General features: G+C 59.4%; 15 protein-coding genes. 6 read left to right on the top strand and 9 right to left on the bottom strand.

The genetic code is table 11. The features are described from left to right. Nucleotides 1–69: 69 nt before the first annotated feature. From PD282_RS10125 to PD282_RS10115, 3 genes are all read right to left on the bottom strand, one after another. On the bottom strand, nucleotides 70–1263 hold the full coding sequence (locus PD282_RS10125) for a sensor histidine kinase (RefSeq protein WP_274650560.1): 1194 nt from the start codon (nucleotides 1261–1263) through the stop codon (nucleotides 70–72). A 10-nt stretch (nucleotides 1264–1273) separates the two neighbouring features. Beyond that, nucleotides 1274–1951: a response regulator transcription factor gene (locus tag PD282_RS10120; RefSeq protein ID WP_274650559.1), complete on the bottom strand. Its 678-nt coding sequence runs from the start codon at nucleotides 1949–1951 to the stop codon at nucleotides 1274–1276. A gap of 101 nt (nucleotides 1952–2052) precedes the next feature. After that, complete coding sequence (locus PD282_RS10115) at nucleotides 2053–2244, bottom strand: hypothetical protein (protein ID WP_274650558.1); 192 nt, start codon at nucleotides 2242–2244, stop codon at nucleotides 2053–2055. 146 nt (nucleotides 2245–2390) lie between these two features. On the opposite strand from PD282_RS10115, the gene PD282_RS10110 reads away from it, so the two are divergent. Beyond that, nucleotides 2391–2720 (top strand): helix-turn-helix domain-containing protein, encoded by a 330-nt coding sequence (locus PD282_RS10110; RefSeq protein ID WP_274650557.1) that lies wholly within the window; start codon nucleotides 2391–2393, stop codon nucleotides 2718–2720. On the opposite strand, the gene PD282_RS10105 is transcribed toward PD282_RS10110, so the two are convergent. Continuing rightward, complete coding sequence (locus PD282_RS10105) at nucleotides 2717–4807, bottom strand: sensor histidine kinase (protein WP_274650556.1); 2091 nt, start codon at nucleotides 4805–4807, stop codon at nucleotides 2717–2719. The genes PD282_RS10110 and PD282_RS10105 overlap by 4 nt on opposite strands. 71 nt (nucleotides 4808–4878) lie before the next feature. On the opposite strand from PD282_RS10105, the gene PD282_RS10100 reads away from it, so the two are divergent. Genes PD282_RS10100 through PD282_RS10085 form a run of 4 tightly spaced genes read left to right on the top strand, consistent with a single transcriptional unit; the run spans nucleotide 4879 to nucleotide 8802 of the window. Then, on the top strand, nucleotides 4879–5607 hold the full coding sequence (locus PD282_RS10100) for a response regulator transcription factor (RefSeq protein ID WP_274650555.1): 729 nt from the start codon (nucleotides 4879–4881) through the stop codon (nucleotides 5605–5607). Next, nucleotides 5594–6463 (top strand): class I SAM-dependent methyltransferase, encoded by an 870-nt coding sequence (locus PD282_RS10095; protein ID WP_274650554.1) that lies wholly within the window; start codon nucleotides 5594–5596, stop codon nucleotides 6461–6463. The genes PD282_RS10100 and PD282_RS10095 overlap by 14 nt, the downstream gene beginning before the upstream one ends. Then, nucleotides 6464–7216 carry an RluA family pseudouridine synthase gene (locus tag PD282_RS10090; protein ID WP_274650553.1) on the top strand — a complete coding sequence of 251 codons (753 nt, stop codon included), beginning with the start codon at nucleotides 6464–6466 and terminating at the stop codon, nucleotides 7214–7216. Next, nucleotides 7213–8802: a CapA family protein gene (locus PD282_RS10085; RefSeq protein WP_274650552.1), complete on the top strand. Its 1590-nt coding sequence runs from the start codon at nucleotides 7213–7215 to the stop codon at nucleotides 8800–8802. The genes PD282_RS10090 and PD282_RS10085 overlap by 4 nt, the downstream gene beginning before the upstream one ends. A gap of 58 nt (nucleotides 8803–8860) precedes the next feature. Here PD282_RS10085 and PD282_RS10080 read toward each other — a convergent pair whose 3' ends face one another. Further along, entirely contained in the window at nucleotides 8861–9229 is a 369-nt protein-coding gene (locus PD282_RS10080; RefSeq protein WP_420832282.1) for a MarR family winged helix-turn-helix transcriptional regulator, read from the bottom strand. Nucleotides 9230–9462: 233 nt separating this feature from the next. Here PD282_RS10080 and PD282_RS10075 point away from each other — a divergent pair, with 233 nt between their 5' ends. Next, complete coding sequence (locus tag PD282_RS10075) at nucleotides 9463–9630, top strand: hypothetical protein (protein WP_274650550.1); 168 nt, start codon at nucleotides 9463–9465, stop codon at nucleotides 9628–9630. 3 nt (nucleotides 9631–9633) lie between these two features. Here PD282_RS10075 and gyrA read toward each other — a convergent pair whose 3' ends face one another. The 4 genes from gyrA to PD282_RS10055 form a co-directional block, all read right to left on the bottom strand. Then, entirely contained in the window at nucleotides 9634–12075 is a 2442-nt protein-coding gene (gyrA, locus tag PD282_RS10070) for a DNA gyrase subunit A (protein WP_274650549.1), read from the bottom strand. 83 nt (nucleotides 12076–12158) lie between these two features. Further along, nucleotides 12159–14135, bottom strand: a complete 1977-nt coding sequence (parE, locus tag PD282_RS10065; protein WP_274650548.1) for a DNA topoisomerase IV subunit B — start codon at nucleotides 14133–14135, stop codon at nucleotides 12159–12161. A gap of 110 nt (nucleotides 14136–14245) precedes the next feature. Then, nucleotides 14246–15232, bottom strand: coding sequence for an ABC transporter permease (locus tag PD282_RS10060; RefSeq protein ID WP_274650547.1), 987 nt, complete (start codon nucleotides 15230–15232; stop codon nucleotides 14246–14248). After that, on the bottom strand, nucleotides 15225–16226 hold the full coding sequence (locus tag PD282_RS10055) for an ABC transporter ATP-binding protein (RefSeq protein WP_274655145.1): 1002 nt from the start codon (nucleotides 16224–16226) through the stop codon (nucleotides 15225–15227). Before PD282_RS10055 ends, PD282_RS10060 begins: the two co-directional genes overlap by 8 nt. Nucleotides 16227–16241 lie beyond the last annotated feature (15 nt).

The following is a 16241-nucleotide window of genomic DNA, read 5'->3' as shown; positions in this document are numbered from 1 at the left end:
GACGCCCTTACGTCAGTGCATAAATTCATCCTTTGGCTATGAGAAAATTCATGTTTTTTCATGCTCGCCTTACGTTTCATTCACGCCCTCCCCCAGGGCATGCTCACGCTTGGCAGGCTGATCGTTCGGCCGTTCGGGACTGGGCGTCGGCAGCCGGCGATACGGAATCAGCGTCGTCACGCTGAAGCCGCGCGTGCCGTCGACGATGACCGTACCGTTGACGGCGGCCGCGCGCTCTTCCATGCCGATGATGCCCAGGCCCTTGACCACCTTTGCCGCGCCTTTGCCGTTGTCGGCAACGACCGCCTTGATGAACGTATTCAGCACCGTCACGTCCGCCTCGATGCGGGTGGCGCCGGCGTATTTTACGGCATTGGTCATCGCCTCGGCCATATTCTCCTGGATGATTTTCCACTGCAGCGGCGTAATGGCGTCCAAATCTCCGCTATGCGTCAGCGATGCGGCCAAGCCGTGCGTGCCGGTGAATTCGTCGATCGCCAGCCGCAGCCGGTTGATGCCCAGCTGTTCGATCGGTGGCTTCGTGCTTTTGAGCGTCTGCCTGATGCTCTCGATGCCATCCTTGGAAATCGCGATCGCATTTTGAAGCAGCTGCGATGCCTGTTCGGCATTGCTCGCGAGCAGCCGTTTCGACGCTTCCATCTGGATGAGCGCGCCGGACATCGCATGCCCGACCTGATCATGGATTTGCTGGGACAGCCGGTTCCGTTCCTCCAGACGCGCGGTATAATCCGACTGCTTGAGATATTCCTCATTTTCGTTCAGCACCTGCGAAAGCCGCTGGATGTCGGCGCGCATCGTCTCCTGCGACTGCTCAAATTTGGCGAACCGGGCCGCAAACAGCCGCATCATGGCAAACAGCAGATAACCCGAGACGGCTGCGAACCCGTACTGCAGCAGCAGCGGGCGGGTAATAAACAGGGCCGGCAGCAGAGCCAGCGGGATCAGCAGCCTGCCTCGCTTGATATGAAAGGCCGCGAGTTCATAGATATTAAACGGAAGCAGCAGAGCGAACAGCGGATGCAAACTGGAGGCGCAAAGCGCAGCCAGCGCGATCGACAGCCCGATCATCGCCTGCTTCGGACGTTTTCCTCTCCAAATATAAACGGCGATATTCAAGCATACATACAGGAGAAAGGAAAGCAGCTCCAGCTCTTGCCCCGCAGTATGCCCGCCGTCAAAAAAAGCGGCGCCGAAGACATACAGAAGCAGCACCGCCTTGTAGCTGATGGCCCACCCTTCCATGACGCCTCCTTTATTCGCTTGGACGGTCGCCGCCCGTCGAGCCGGTAAGATAATAGATGGCGATCTGCGTCCGATGCTCCAGCCCGGTTTTATTCAGCACCGATGTGATATAATTGGCGGTCGTGCCTTCCGAAATAAACAGGCGTTTCGAAATTTCCTTGTTGGATAAGCCCTTTGCGATCAGCGCCATAATGTCCAGCTCCCGGTCGGTGAAGAGGCTCCGGTCGATCGGCGGCTCGCCGGCCTGCGAAGCGGCCGGTTTTCGGTCGGGGATAAGCGTCGACTTGATTTTGTCGAGCACTTCGTCCTGCAGCACGCTTTGACCGTTGTACACGCTTCTGATCGCGTCGCGGATCCGTTCCGGATCGGTGTTTTTAAGCAGGTATCCCTTGGCGCCGTACCTGACCGCGTCGACAATGAATTCGTCGTCGTCAAACGTCGTCAAAATAAGCGGCTTGACCGCCGTTTCCGCCGTAAGCGCCCGCACTGCTTCAACGCCGTTCATGTTCGGCATCCGCACATCGAGCAGCGCGACGTCGACCTCGTGGCTGCGGCAGTAATCAACCGCCTCTTTGCCGTCGCATACCGTCGCGAGCACCTCGAAATCGCCGAAACTGTTCAGGATGATTTTCATCCCTTCGCGAATAAAGGAATTGTCGTCCGCGATCAGAACTCTGATTTTTCCCAAGCCCGCGCCCCCTCCCGTTCCATGGTTTCATTTTACAACAGGTTGGAAAATGAATACACCCCAGGGCCGGTTTGCCAGCTGTGCAAAGCGCATCCAACCGTTTAGTCCGTCGTCTGCAGCCGGTAAACGGTACCGCAAAACGCGCACTTCAGCAGCGAGCCGCCCTCCCCGCTCAGCACCGCCAGCCGGTCGTCGTCCTCGACGTCGAGCCAATACCGGCCGTGCTCGTCCCGGTCGCCCATGAGATGAAAGCCGACTTCGTTTCCGCATTCGCACTCAAAACGTAAAATCACGCGTCCCGCCTCGCTTTTCTCGTTCTATTTTTCGTCTACACCCTTGACACTGATACGTTTTGTATCATAAATTAAGGGTAGTGCACGCCGGGTTCCTTGCCGCCGGCGCACGTACGATTCCGTATTTTCACTGAAGGAGAATTTAAATGACAATGGGAGACCGTCTGAGAGAGCTCAGACTGAAGATGAACCTGTCCCAGGAAGAAGTCGCCCGGCAGATCGGTATAACCCGTTCCGCTTACAGTCATTATGAAATCAATAACCGGCAGCCGGTTTATGAAACGCTGAAAAAGCTGGCCGCTTTATTCGGCGTTTCGCTCGACTATATCATCGGCGGCGATCAAACGAGAACCGAAACGCACGTGTCGCCGGAGGCGATCGAAATGATCCGGCTTCTGAACAGCATGGATCAGGATAAGCGTAAGCAGTCCATCGACAAAATGATGGCCGTCATCAAGCAGAGCGAAACGATTTAAAGCGTCAATTTGGCAGGCAGCACGATCCGGATGGACGTGCCCTCGCCGGGAATGCTATCCGCGCCGATTGTCCCTCCGTGCGCTTCCACGATTTCTTTTGCGATGGCCAGCCCCAGGCCGCTGCCGCCCTGCGCCGAGTTGCGCGATCTGTCCTTCATGTAGAACCGGTCGAAAATATAAGGAAGATGCTCCGCCTCGATCCCGCTGCCGGTATCGTCGATCCGCAGCGTAATTCGGCCGGTCTGCCGCTCGTACGCAAATGAAAGCGTTATTTTTCCTCCCGCCTTCGTATGCTTGACCGCATTATAGACCAGATTGGCGATAACCCGATCCATCCGGGCAAGATCGAGCCGCAGCACGACAGCCTGCGGCCCGATCGGCGCCGCCGGCCCGTTTCCGCTCCGGAAGGTGCAATCGAATGCGATTCCCGCGCTTCTCACGTCGATTTCGTATTGATCGCACAGCCGCTCCATCCATTTTTTCGCCGAGATGGGCATAAAATCGAACTGAAATTGTCCGGCTTCCAGCTTCGCAAGCTCGAACAAATCGCCGATCAGCCGGTTGAGGCCCCCGACCTTGCCGAGCATCATCCGGACATATTTCTGCTGCTGCTCCTCCGTGCGGACGACCCCGTCCCGCATCGCTTCCAGGTAGCCCTGCAGCAGGGTGATCGGGGTCCGCAAATCGTGCGATATATTGGTCATCAAATGCCTGCGCGACGTTTCCATTTTCGCAAGCTCCGCGTTGGTCAGCTCCAGCGTCTCGTTCGTGCGCCTCAGCGTCTCCGTCCGCTCCTCGATTCGTTCCTCCAGGTGCGCGTTCAGCTCCCTCAGCTCGCTGGACACCGTCTCCACCCGGTTCAAGGCGCTGGAAAACCGGCTCGATATAATAAACGACTGCATCAGGATGAAAAAAAACAAGCCGAGCGGCACCATCTGTTTCGTACCGTACCATTCGTTATACAGGAAAATATCGTGCAAAATCGCGACGACAAACACGGCCACGCCCGTAAGCACGAAGAAGGAGCCGTCCCTGCGGCGCATGCAGGCAAAAACGAGCACGGCAAGCGCATAGAGGCTGACGCCCAGCACGAACAGCTGAAACAGCGGCAGCATCCGGGTAAATGCGATGGACGGGGAGCTTAGGACGAACAGGCTGAGCGCCACGCCGATTCCGATGACGGCTCTGGCCGCCCACTTGGACACTTCCAAAGGAAACAGCCGGTACACGTACATGAAGCCCGCGACGGCGCTGAGTGCAAACGACAAATATTCCAGTTTGATCGCGGGCGCCCAGGGAAGGTCGAACAGCTGGATCAAATAAGCGTCTCCGGTCACGCCGTTGCGCGCCGCGACAAGCAGGCAGAGCATGCCGAAATGGATGGTGAAGCTCTCCCGCCGGCGGAACGCGTACAGCCCGACATGGTACAGCCCGACGATAAACAGGCTGCCGAGAATGATCATATTCTCCACCGTCGACCGCAGCTGCCCGCCGACGACAGGGTCGCTTTCGCCCAGAAGGAAACCGGTCCGCATTCCCCCGATGCGATGATAAAAATTGGACACCTGAATGGTCAGCTCCAGCTTGTCCGTTTTCCCGCCGAACGAAACGATGCGGGGATACTGCTCGGGCTTCGACGTCTCCCGGCTTTGCCCGACCTCTCCTTCCGAAGCGACCAGGTCGCCGTTGATCCACAGCTTATAGGCGCTTAAAATGCTCGGAATGCGCAGCGCGAGCACGTGCTCATCCGGACGGACCAGCACCGTCAGCCGGTAAGTGCCGAAGCCCTCACCCGCTTTGATGCCGTACGCTTCAGGCTCGCTGTTCCACGAGCCCGGCATCCGGACGGTGCGCCCGTCGCCGGCGGGAGCCGCCTGCTCCGGCAGCAGCAGCCGGCTTGTATAGAATGTCCATTCGCCTTCGAGCGGCACGCTGCCGTCATTTTGGAACGACCATTGGCGCAGATCGAGAACGCCCTGCTGCGCTTTCGGCAGAACCGGCTCGCTCGTCTGCGAGCAGCCGGCCAGCAGCCAGGCAAACAAGCCGATATAGGCAACGAATACGATTCTGCGGCGTATGGTCCGCACCTCCCCAAAAACGCGAATTGCCCATCGGTCCCCCAAAACGATATAATAGTCGGGGAAGCGAGGGGAAAAAAATGAACGGCAGCACAATATTGGTCGTTGATGATGAGCCCGATATTACCGAGCTGATTTCGTTATATTTGGAACGCGAAAGCTATGACGTCCACATGACCGGGGACGGCGAAGAAGCGATCGTGCTCGCGGAACGGCTGCAGCCCGATTTGATCATCCTGGATATTCTGCTGAAAAGCCTGGACGGCATCGAAGTGTGCAAGCGGATTCGCGCCTTTTCCGACGTGCCGGTCCTGTTTATCAGCTGCAAAGACGACGATACCGACATTATACACGGTCTGGCGGTCGGCGGCGACGATTATATCACCAAGCCGTTCAGCCCGAGCCAGCTGGTCGCCCGCGTCAAGGCTCATCTGCGCAGGCAGCAGGCCAACGAACAGCGGCAGGCGGGCCGGGAAGCCGGAGAGCGGCTGACGTTCGACGGCCTTACGATCGATCTGCCTTCCCGGACGGTGATTGCCGGAGGGAAGGAAGCAGCGCTGTCGGCGAAGGAGTTCGACCTGCTCGTCCAATTGGCGCAGTCGCCGAACCGCGCCTATGCGCTGGACGACCTGTACCATACCGTATGGGGCCACGACAGCATGGGCGATACGCGTACGCTCATGGTGCATATCAGCAATCTGCGCAAAAAAATCGAGCCCGATCCCGCCAATCCCGTCTATGTTGTAACGGTGCGCGGCGTAGGTTACAAATTCAACGCCAAGGAAGGAAACACGCATGTACATCGCTGATCAATGGAACGACTACGAGCTGCTCGATACGGGAGGAGGAGAAAAGCTCGAACGGTGGGGGCGGTTCGTACTGCGCCGCCCGGACCCGCAAATCATCTGGCCGATCGAAAGCGAGCGCGGAGTATGGACAAGCGCCGACGGTCATTACCACCGCAGCACTTCGGGCGGCGGCGAGTGGGAATTCCGCACGAAAATGCCCGAGCGCTGGACGGTGTCGTACGGCGGCGAGCTGAAATTCCATATCCGCCCCACCAACTTCAAGCATACCGGCCTCTTCCCTGAGCAGGCCGTCAACTGGAGCTGGATGATGGACAAGATCCGCAGCGCCGGGCGGCCGGTCCGCGTGCTTAACCTGTTCGCCTATACGGGCGGCGCGACCGTCGCTGCCGCGGCGGCCGGTGCGGAGGTCTGCCACGTGGATGCGGCAAAAGGCATGGTTCAATGGGCGAAGGAGAACGCCGAGCTCTCCGGCCTCGAAAATCGTACGATCCGTTATATTACCGATGACGTGTTCAAATTCGTCCAGCGCGAGCAGCGGCGCGGACGCCAGTACGACGCCATCATTATGGATCCGCCGTCTTACGGACGCGGGCCGAACGGGGAAATGTGGAAGCTTGAGCAGAACCTGTTCCCCTTCCTCGATTTCTGCACGACGATTTTGTCGCCGGATCCGCTTTTCATGCTCGTCAATTCGTATACGACCGGCCTTTCGCCTGCAGTGCTGCACAATCTGCTTCATTTGACGGTCGGACGCAGGCACGGCGGCAGGATCAGCAGCGGCGAAATCGGCCTGCCGATTACCGCTTCCGGCCTGACGCTCCCCTGCGGCATATTGGGCCGCTGGGAGGCGGAATAAGTGGCCGGCGGACAACGGCCGGTTTATGACGAACAGCCGGAGGTGCTGTACGAGGACAATCATCTCCTCGCCGTCGTCAAGCCGCCCGGCATGCTTTCGCAGGCGGATGACACCGGCGAGCCGGACATGGTCACCTGGCTCAAGGCAGATTTGAAACGCCGCTATTCGAAGCCCGGCAATGTATTCGTCGGGCTCGTCCATCGTCTCGACCGGCCGGTGGGCGGCGCGATGCTGTTCGCCAAAACGTCCAAAGCCGCTTCGCGGCTGTCGGAATCGGTGCGCAGCCGCGCTTTCGGCAAATGGTACCTTGCCGTCGCGCTCGGCGCCCCTGCGGCGCCCGAGGGCGCTTTGAAGCATTATCTGCGCAAAGACGCCGCACGCAATATCGTGACCGTCCACGAGCGTCCGGCCGCGGACGCCAAGGAGGCGCTGCTGGACTATACCGTCGTGAAGGTCCGCAAGCCCTGCTCGCTGATCGCAGTTCGTTTACATACCGGCCGGCCGCACCAGATCCGCGCACAATTGTCGCATATCGGCTGCCCGCTCGCGGGCGACCGCAAATACGGCGCTCCCGCCGCCGAAGGCGAACGCGATATTGCACTGTGGTCTGTCTGCGTCGGCGTCCCGCATCCGGTATCGAAGGAATGGCTGGCTTTCCGGTCGCTTCCGCCCCAAGCCGGAGAATGGGCCCGCTTCGAACCGGACGACTTTGAGCGGGCGCTGGCGCTTACAGGCGAGGAACGGCTGACATGAGACGTTTCCGTTTCCTCCTTCCGGCGGCGCTGCTGCTCGCGGCGGCCGTTCTATTCGGCGGGTGCGCGGACGGCGGCGGGCGCGCCGGACAAACCGGACCGGCGCCGAATACGTCTGACGGCGGGCCAAGCGGCCAGGCCGGCGCTCCCGAACGCGTCTCGCCGGGCGCACCGCCGGCGAACGAAGGCGGGAACGGCGGCGGGACGGATGCCGCCGGCAATGGCGGATCCGCCTCCGCAGCAGATCCGGGGAACACAGCCGCAAGCGGCAGTTCCGGAACAGGCGGCAGTCCCGCAACGGGCGGCGGTACCGCAGCAGGCAGCGGCCCTAATGCCGACGGCGGCTCCAAAGCCGACGGCGGCTCCGCAACAGGCAGAGGCTCCAATGCCAACGGTAGGCCCGCAGCAGGCAGCGGCTCCGAAGCCGGCGGCGGGCCCGCCTCCACGACCTCGGACGGCACGGGCCAAAACGCCGGCGCGGGGCGGAACCCCGCTCAGGCCGGCGGCGGAAGCGACGCGGTTTGGGTGGCGGTCGGCGACATTATGGCGCATTCGCCGGAGCTGCCCGGCGCTTACGACAAAAAGACGGATACGTATCATTTTGATCCCTATTTCGATCCGGTCCGTCCGATTTTGAAGCAGGGCGACTGGACGCTCGCCAATTTGGAGACGCCGATCGGCGGCAAGGCGCTGGGCTTGTCCGGGTATCCCCGTTTCAATGCGCCGACCGAGCTCGCCGCCGCGCTGAAAAATGCCGGGTTCACCATCGTCACCAACGCCAACAACCATGCGCTCGACCGCGGCGCGGCAGGCATCGCCCGAACGCTGGACGCGCTGCGCAAACAGAAGCTCATCACGAAAGGGACGGCTCGCTCCAAGGCGGAAGCGGATGAGCTGACGATCGTGACGCGCAACGGAATCAAGATGGGGCTGCTCGCCTATACGTACGGCACGAACGGCATCCCGCTGCCCAAAAATCAGCCTTATGCGGTCTCGCTGATCGACGAGAGCCGTATGGTACAGGATATTCGCCGGCTGCGCGCAGCCGGCGCGGATTTCATTACGGTGGCGCTCCACTTCGGCATCGAATACGATCCGATGCCGAGCGCCTCCCAGGAAACGCTCGCCCGCAGGCTGATTGCGGCAGGCGCCGACATTATTGCCGGCTCTCATCCGCATGTCGTCCAGCCGTACGAGACGATCAACGTGCTGGAGCCGGACGGAACCGTTCGCCGCGGGCTTATTCTTTATTCGATGGGCAATTTTTTATCCAATCAACGCGGCAGTACGAAGGACTATGGCGCCATTTTCAAAGTTCCCGTCCATAAAGACAATCGGACCGGGAAAACGGCCATCGGGCAGGTGGAACCGATTCCGACCTGGGTGCACCGGTACGAAAGCGGCGGCGTCTTTCGCTACGAGGTCGTTCCGGCCCAGTCGCTGCTCGCTATGCGGAAGTCGCCTGACCTGAAGCCGGCGGATTATGATTCGCTGGCTCGGAACGTCAAACTGCTGGAGCAGCGTTTGACCGCCATGCCCGCCGTCACAGTCACGGCTATAAGTCCGGGCGATACGCCGCCCAAATAAAACGAACGCTTCCCGCCGAGAGGAAGCGCTCGTTTTGTTCCGCTGCGCCAGGCCGCCTTCAGTTTGCGACTTTTCCGAGCAAATATAGCAGCAGATGCTGATTATGCGCTGAAATCCGGTCCAGCGCCTGACTGATATACGCGTCGCGTATTTCAAGTCCGCGCGTCATCTCCGCCTCGCCTTTCTCGGTGACGGTTACCCAAACGATGCGCCGGTCGCGTTCGTCTCTGCTTCTTGTGACAAGTCCGCCCTTCTCCATACGGTCCAGCAGCGTCGTAATCGCCGCCGGCGTCGTCGCCAGGTAGGCCAGCAGATCCGACGGCTTCATCGGCTGATGCTGGTAAAGCAGCTCGAGCACATTGAGCTGCCCCTCGGTCAGCCCCGGCGCCAACTCCTCCTCCAGATGAAGCTTCCATTCCTTCGTCATCTTCATCCACAACCGGGCAAATTCATCAGTTACCAAACTTGTTCACCCGCTTCCTGTCAACTATTCTGCTTATCTATCATTATATCAATGTCCCATGTCGAATAAAAGATTAACGAGGTTAATATTTTGTGCGACCGATCGATAGAAAAGAGAACCATTTGACAACGGTTGACATAGACTGCTCACGTGGGCTGTTGATCCGTATCGAAAAAGGGAACGGAGCGTGATCGAGAGTGGACGACCGTAAGCTGGAGCTTGTACAAAGACTGAAGGAAGCGGGAATTTGGGAAGGCTCGCAGTGGCAGCACGTGCTTGACGAGCCGGCGCCGCTGTGGGTTGTGCTCGAGATCGCCGTCCGGCTGCTGGAGAGGACGGATCCCCCCCATCAGCCGTTCGACTGACGGCTACACGTCCGCTTTCGGAAAGACTGCCGCAAGCACATCCTTCTTATCGACCGCGGCAATTGAGCGCCCGACGGACTTCCGGTCCTCGATGGGCGCTTTTTCGGTTGAGACGGTATGCTGTACGCCGGATGCGGTCAGCAGTACGAGCGTCTTCTCTTCCTTCGTGTGAAAAGCGCCGATCAGGTACTCGCCGTTGGAGCGGACACGCTTGCCTTCCTTGAATTCGAACGTGGCGACGCCTTTCCCGCCGCGACCCTGAATCGGGTAATCGATGAGCAGGGAGCGCTTCGCATAGCCGAGCTCGGAAAGCACCAGCACTTCTCCTTCGTCGCCCGATACCCACTCCGCCCCGACCACTTCGTCGTCGTCCTTCAGCTGAATGCCGCGGACGCCGGCGGCGACGCGCCCCATCGCGTTCACCTCATGCTCGGCGAAACGGATGCTCATGCCGCGTCTCGTCACGAGCAGCAGCTCCCGTCCGCCGTCGCTGACATCGACGCGCAGCACCTCGTCCCCGTCCGCCACCTTCACCGCCGCGATCGCCGTTGACCGCGTCGATTTGTATTCCTTCAGCTCCGTGCGCTTCACCTGCCCTTTTCGCGTAATGAACACGAGCGAGCGGCCGGGCCGGTCGAACTCCTTCACCGGAATGACGCTGACGACCGCATCGTCCTTCGGCAGCGGCACGACATTGACGACGGCCGTCCCGGTATCCTTCCATTTGAACTCCGGAATGACATGCACCGGTAGCTGGTAATACTGCCCCTTGCGCGTAAACAGCAGCAAATAATCGATGGTGTTCACGTCGAGAATCGTGCGGATGACGTCGCCTTCCTTTACGCCGGCACTGCCGATTTCGCCCCCCGAACGGGTAAACGACAGCTTGGACGTCCGCTTGATGTAGCCCTCCTGGCTCAGCGTAACGAAGACGTCCTCGGACGGCACGATCACCTCGAGGTTGACCTTCAGCTCCTCGACCTCGCCCTGAATTTCCGAGCGCCGGTCGATGCCGTATTTTTCGCGGATATCGCGAAGCTCCTCCCGGATGACGGAGAGCAGCTTCTTCTCGCTGCCGAGAATGGAGCGCAGATAGGCGATCCGCTTCATCGTTTCCTTGTGCTCTTTCTCCAGCTGCGTAATTTCCAGATTCGTCAGCCGGTACAGCTGGAGCGTCAGGATCGCGTCGGCCTGGCGTTCGGTAAAGCCGAACTTGGCGACCAAATTGTTTTGGGCGTCCTGGCGGTTCTTCGACGCTTTGATCGCGGCGATGACGTCGTCGAGAATGTTCAGCGCCTTGACGAGCCCTTCCAGCACGTGCGCGCGGTCTTCGGCCTTCTCCAGCTCATAGCGTGTCCGGTACGTGACGACTTCCTTCTGGTGATCGATATAGGCGGCGAGCATTTCCTTCAGGCCGAGCTGCTTCGGCGTCTTGTTGACGATCGCCACCATGTTGAAATTGTACGTGACCTGCAGGTCCGTCTTCTTGAACAGAAAAGCGAGAATGCCCTGCGCGTCGGCGTCCTTCTTCAGCTCGACGACGATGCGCAGCCCGCCCCGGCCGCTCTCGTCTCGCACCTCGGCAATGCCTTCGACCTTCTTCTCGATGCGGATGTTTTCCATCGCCGTCACAAGCCGCGATTTGACGACCTGGTACGGAATTTCCGTAATGACGATCTGCTGCCTCCCGCCCTTCAGATCCTCGATGGACGTTTTCGAGCGGATGTAGATGCGCCCTTTGCCGGTCTCGTATGCTTCGCGAATGCCTTCTTCTCCCATAATGGTCCCGCCGGTCGGGAAATCCGGCCCTTTAACAATCGTCATCAGCTTGTCGAGCGGCATATCCGGGTCATCCATCAGCGCCGAGCAGGCGTCGATGACCTCCCGCAAATTGTGCGTCGGAATTTCGGTGGCGAAACCCGACGAAATGCCGCTGACCCCGTTGACGAGCAGGTTCGGAAAGCGCGACGGCAGCACGACCGGCTCCTTCGTCGAATTGTCGAAGTTGTCCTTGAATTGAACCGTGCGCTTTTCGATATCGCGGAGCAGCTCCATCGCGATGGCGGACAGGCGCGCCTCGGTATAACGCATCGCCGCGGCCGGATCGTCGTCAAGCGAGCCCCAGTTGCCGTGGCCGTCGACCAGCACATGCCCCATTTTCCAGGGCTGAGCCATCCGGACCATCCCCTCGTAAATCGAGGCGTCGCCGTGCGGATGGTAGTTGCCCATCACATCGCCGACCGTCTTCGCCGACTTGCGGTACTGCTTATCCGGCGTATTCCCGGCATCGTACATCGAATACAGGATGCGCCGCTGCACGGGCTTCAGGCCGTCGCGGACATCGGGGATGGCGCGGTCCTGGATAATATATTTGGAATAGCGCCCGAAGCGGTCTCCGACGACCTCCTCCAGAAACGCCGGCAAAAATTGTTCCAGCATGCTCATGGCAGTGTACCTCTACAAGTTATTGTCAATCCTCGCGAGCCCTCCGCTGCGCTTGTTGAACGCCGCATCGAAGCATCCGCTTGTTATTCCTCGAACTCGGTGAAATCGACGTTCTCGACGATCCATCGCTTGCGCGGGTCGACCTTGTCGCCCATCAGCGTCGAGACCCTCCGCTCCGCCTTCGCCGCGTCCTCGATCTGCACCTGCAGCAGTGTGCGCGATTCCGGGTTCATCGTCGTCTCCCACAGCTGCTCGGGGTTCATCTCGCCGAGCCCTTTGTAGCGCTGCAGCTCGTACTGCTTCCCGAACTCCTTCAGGTAGTTCTGCAGCTGCTCGTCGGTCCAGGCATAGCGGACGGTTTCCAGCTTGCCCGATTTGCGCGTGATTTTGTACAGCGGCGGCTGGGCGATAAACACCTTGCCGAGATCGATGAGCGGCTTCATATACCGGTAAAAGAACGTCAGCAGCAGCACCTGGATGTGCGCGCCGTCCGTATCGGCGTCGGTCATGATGATGATTTTATTGTAATTGCACGACTCCGCGTCGAATTCGGGCCCGATGCCCGAGCCGATCGCCGCGATAATCGCCCGGTATTCGTCGTTTTTCAAAATATCGGCCAGCTTCGCCTTCTCGGGATTCATCGGTTTTCCTTTAAGCGGCAAAATCGCCTGATACTTCGAGTCCCGGCCCTGCTTGGCCGAGCCTCCGGCCGAGTCGCCTTCGACGATAAACAGCTCGTTGCGCGAAAAATCCTTCGACTGCGCCGGCGTCAGCTTCCCGCCGAGATTCGAGCTCTCGCTCTTCTTTTTGCCGCTGCGGATTTCGTCGCGCGCCTTGCGGGCGGCTTCCCTCGCCCTCGACGCCTGGATCGCTTTCTTCAGCAGCATCTGGGCGACCTGCGGATTTTCCTCCAGAAACACCTGCATTTTGTCCGAGACGACCGCATCGACCGCGCTCCGCGCCGCTGCGCTGCCGAGCTGGTCCTTCGTCTGGCCGACGAATTCGACCTCGGCCATCTTGATATTGATGACGGCCATCATGCCCTCGCGCAAATCGTTGCCCTCGAGATTTTTGTCCTTTTCCTTCAGCAGCGTGTTCTTCCGGGCGTAATCGTTCATGACGCGCGTATACGCCGTCTTGAAGCCCGTCTCATGCGTACCGCCGCCGCGCGTCGGGATCGAATTGACGAATGAGGCCATCGTTTCGGTATAACCGTCGTTGTACTGAAGCGCCACCTCGACCTCGATGTCGTCCTTCTCCGAGGCGAAATGGATGACGTCATGCAGCACCGTTTTGTCCTCGTTCAAATACTGGACGAACTGGCTGGCGCCGCCTTCGTAATAAAACACGTCCTGCTTGCCGCTGCGCTCGTCCTTCACGGTCACCTTCAGCCCGGAATTGAGGAACGCGATTTCCTGCAAACGCTCGGCCAGCGTGTCGTAATTAATCGCGATATTGCCGTGGAACACGCGCGCATCCGGCTTGAACGTCACCTTCGTGCCGGTCCGGTTCGTGTTGCCGATGATCTCGAGCCCGGTTACCGGCTCGCCGACGTGCTCCTTCCCGTCTTTGTCCACCCAATATTCGAACCGCTGCTTATGTATCTTGCCGTCGCGGTAAATTTCGACCTCGAGCCACTCGGACAGCGCGTTCGTCACCGATGCGCCGACGCCGTGCAGGCCGCCCGATTTCTTGTACCCGCCGCCGCCGAACTTGCCGCCGGCATGCAAAATCGTATACACGACCTGCGGCGTCGGAATGCCGGTCTTGTGCATGCCGGTCGGAATGCCCCGCCCGTTGTCGCGCACCGTGACCGAGCCGTCTCCATGAATCGAGACATCGATGGCGTTGCAAAATTTCGCTAAATGCTCGTCGACCGCGTTGTCAACGATTTCCCAGACGAGATGATGCAGTCCCGAGCTGCTTGTGCTCCCGATATACATCCCGGGCCGTTTGCGGACGGCGGTCAAACCCTCCAGCACTTGTATGTCGTCGGCTTCGTAGTTGCGTTGATCGGCCAAAGCGGCTTTGCCCGCAAACAGATTCAACTGCTCTGTCATACACGTCCTCCTTCGCTTTACTTCCCTGCTTCTATCTTCGCCGAAAATACCGGCTGACGCAAACTTTCCTGCCGCGGACCGGCGACCCCTTACCGCCGCTTCAAGCTATTTTAATTCAAGATGTCCTGTTTCGTAAAGACGGCGAAGGATACGATGAGCGCGGCGGCGGTCCAAACCGCAAGCGTCACAAGGGAAAAGACGAGCGTCATCCCGTCGATCGGCGGCGGAGATCCTTCCAGGTAGGTGGTCAGCTGCAAATTGACCGCAAACACGTATTTCGCCGAATGCCAGGACGAGGACATGCTCGCCAGAATCGTTCCGGCGATGACCGCCGCCATCATCGTCACGATGCTTGCCGACGTGCTCCGGACAAGCACCGAGACCATCAGCGCCAGCACCGCGACCGTCATGGAAGAAAACCAGATGAGACCGGATTGCATAAGCAAATATTTCCATTGCGGAATCGCGTGCACATAGGTGCTGTCGACATCGGAGCCGTTAATATGAAAGCCGGTGAACACCGGAATTCCCCAGCCCCCGTAACCGAAAAATAGACCGGATATCAGGTAGCAGAGCAGCCCGCTGACGACGATGATCAGCGATACGTACAGCGTCAGGGCGATCAGCTTGCTCAGCAATATTTTCCAGCGTCTGACGGGCCGCGTCAGCAGCATCTTGATCGTGCCGGTCGACCGTTCGCCGGATATCAAATCCGAGGCGATCGCAAGCACGAGCAGCGGATAGAACAGCGTGACGGAATTTTCCATAAAACCGCGCGTGAACGTGACTCCGTCCGGCGAATTCGGGTTGACGTCATGGTCCAGGTAATACTGGAGCTGCTGCACGGTTATGCGGCGGTACCGCTTCCAGTCCTCCGGGATCCGGTCGCTCGACAACGTATTCGTATAATCGCTGATCTGCTGCACAAGCTGGTTTCGCCAATCTTTAAAATTTTTCGCGTTATTTTGCGAAATTTTAAGCTGCGCGTACGTAAAAACCGGAATGAGGACGATGAGAACGGCGATGATAACGAAGAAACGCTTCTTTTTCCATATTTTGAGCGTCTCGTTCTGGATCAGCGGCAGCAATCTATCCAATGCTCTCTCCCTCCGTCATCTTCAAAAATAGCTCTTCGAGCGTCGGCGCAACCCGCTGTACGTACTGCACCCCGATGCCCGATTTGACGGCCTTCTCCACCAGCCTCGGAATCCGTTCCGCCGGCAGCTTCGTAATGACGGGACTCTTCATGGATGCAAGCAGGCTTTCGTCAATCCGGTGCTCGTCCTCCCCGACAAAATGGACGAGGGAATCGGCTGCAAGCAAGCGCCGCCCGTCCTCCGGCCGGTCGAACTGCCAGACGACATAGCTGCCGGCCTGGTTCACCAGCTCGTCGACGGTGCCGACCGCCAGCACGCGGCCTTTGTTGATGATGGCGACGCGGTCGCACATGAGCTGGATTTCGCTCAGCAAATGGCTGGATATAAAAAGCGACAGGCCCTGATCGGCGAGCATCCGCACAAATTCGCGCAGCTCCTTGATCCCTTTCGGATCGAGCCCGTTCGTCGGTTCGTCCAAAATCAGCAGCTGCGGCCGGCCAAGCAGCGCCTGGGCGATACCGAGCCGCTGGCGCATGCCGAGCGAATACGTTTTGACTTTATCGTGGATGCGCTGCTCGAGCCCGACCACCCGGACCACCTCGAGGATGCGCTCGCCGTCGATGCCGCGCTGCATCCGGGCGAACTGCTCGAGATTTTCCCAGCCGGTCAGGTAGGTATACACCTCGGGATTTTCCACGATGCAGCCGACGTGCCGCAGCGCCTCCTCCGGATCCCGCTGCACATCATGGCCGCAGATGCGGACGACGCCGGACGTCGGCTTGATGAGATCGACCAGCATGCGGATCGTCGTCGTTTTGCCGGAGCCGTTCGGGCCAAGAAAGCCGAAAATTTCACCCTTGCGGACGTCGAACGACACGTCGTGAATGATCAGTTTGCCGCGAATGCTCTTTTTGAGCCCTTCGACGGAAAGAACGGTCTCCCAGGCGGCTGCCTGTCGTTCCTCCGCCAGCGCTTCGTCCGATTTGGCGGGCATATTCGTTGCCATGGC

Source organism: Paenibacillus humicola (assembly GCF_028826105.1).
GTDB lineage: Bacteria > Bacillota > Bacilli > Paenibacillales > Paenibacillaceae > Paenibacillus_Z > Paenibacillus_Z humicola.
The sequence above is the reverse complement of the archived record's forward strand: the minus strand, read 5'-3'. Positions and strand labels throughout refer to the sequence as shown.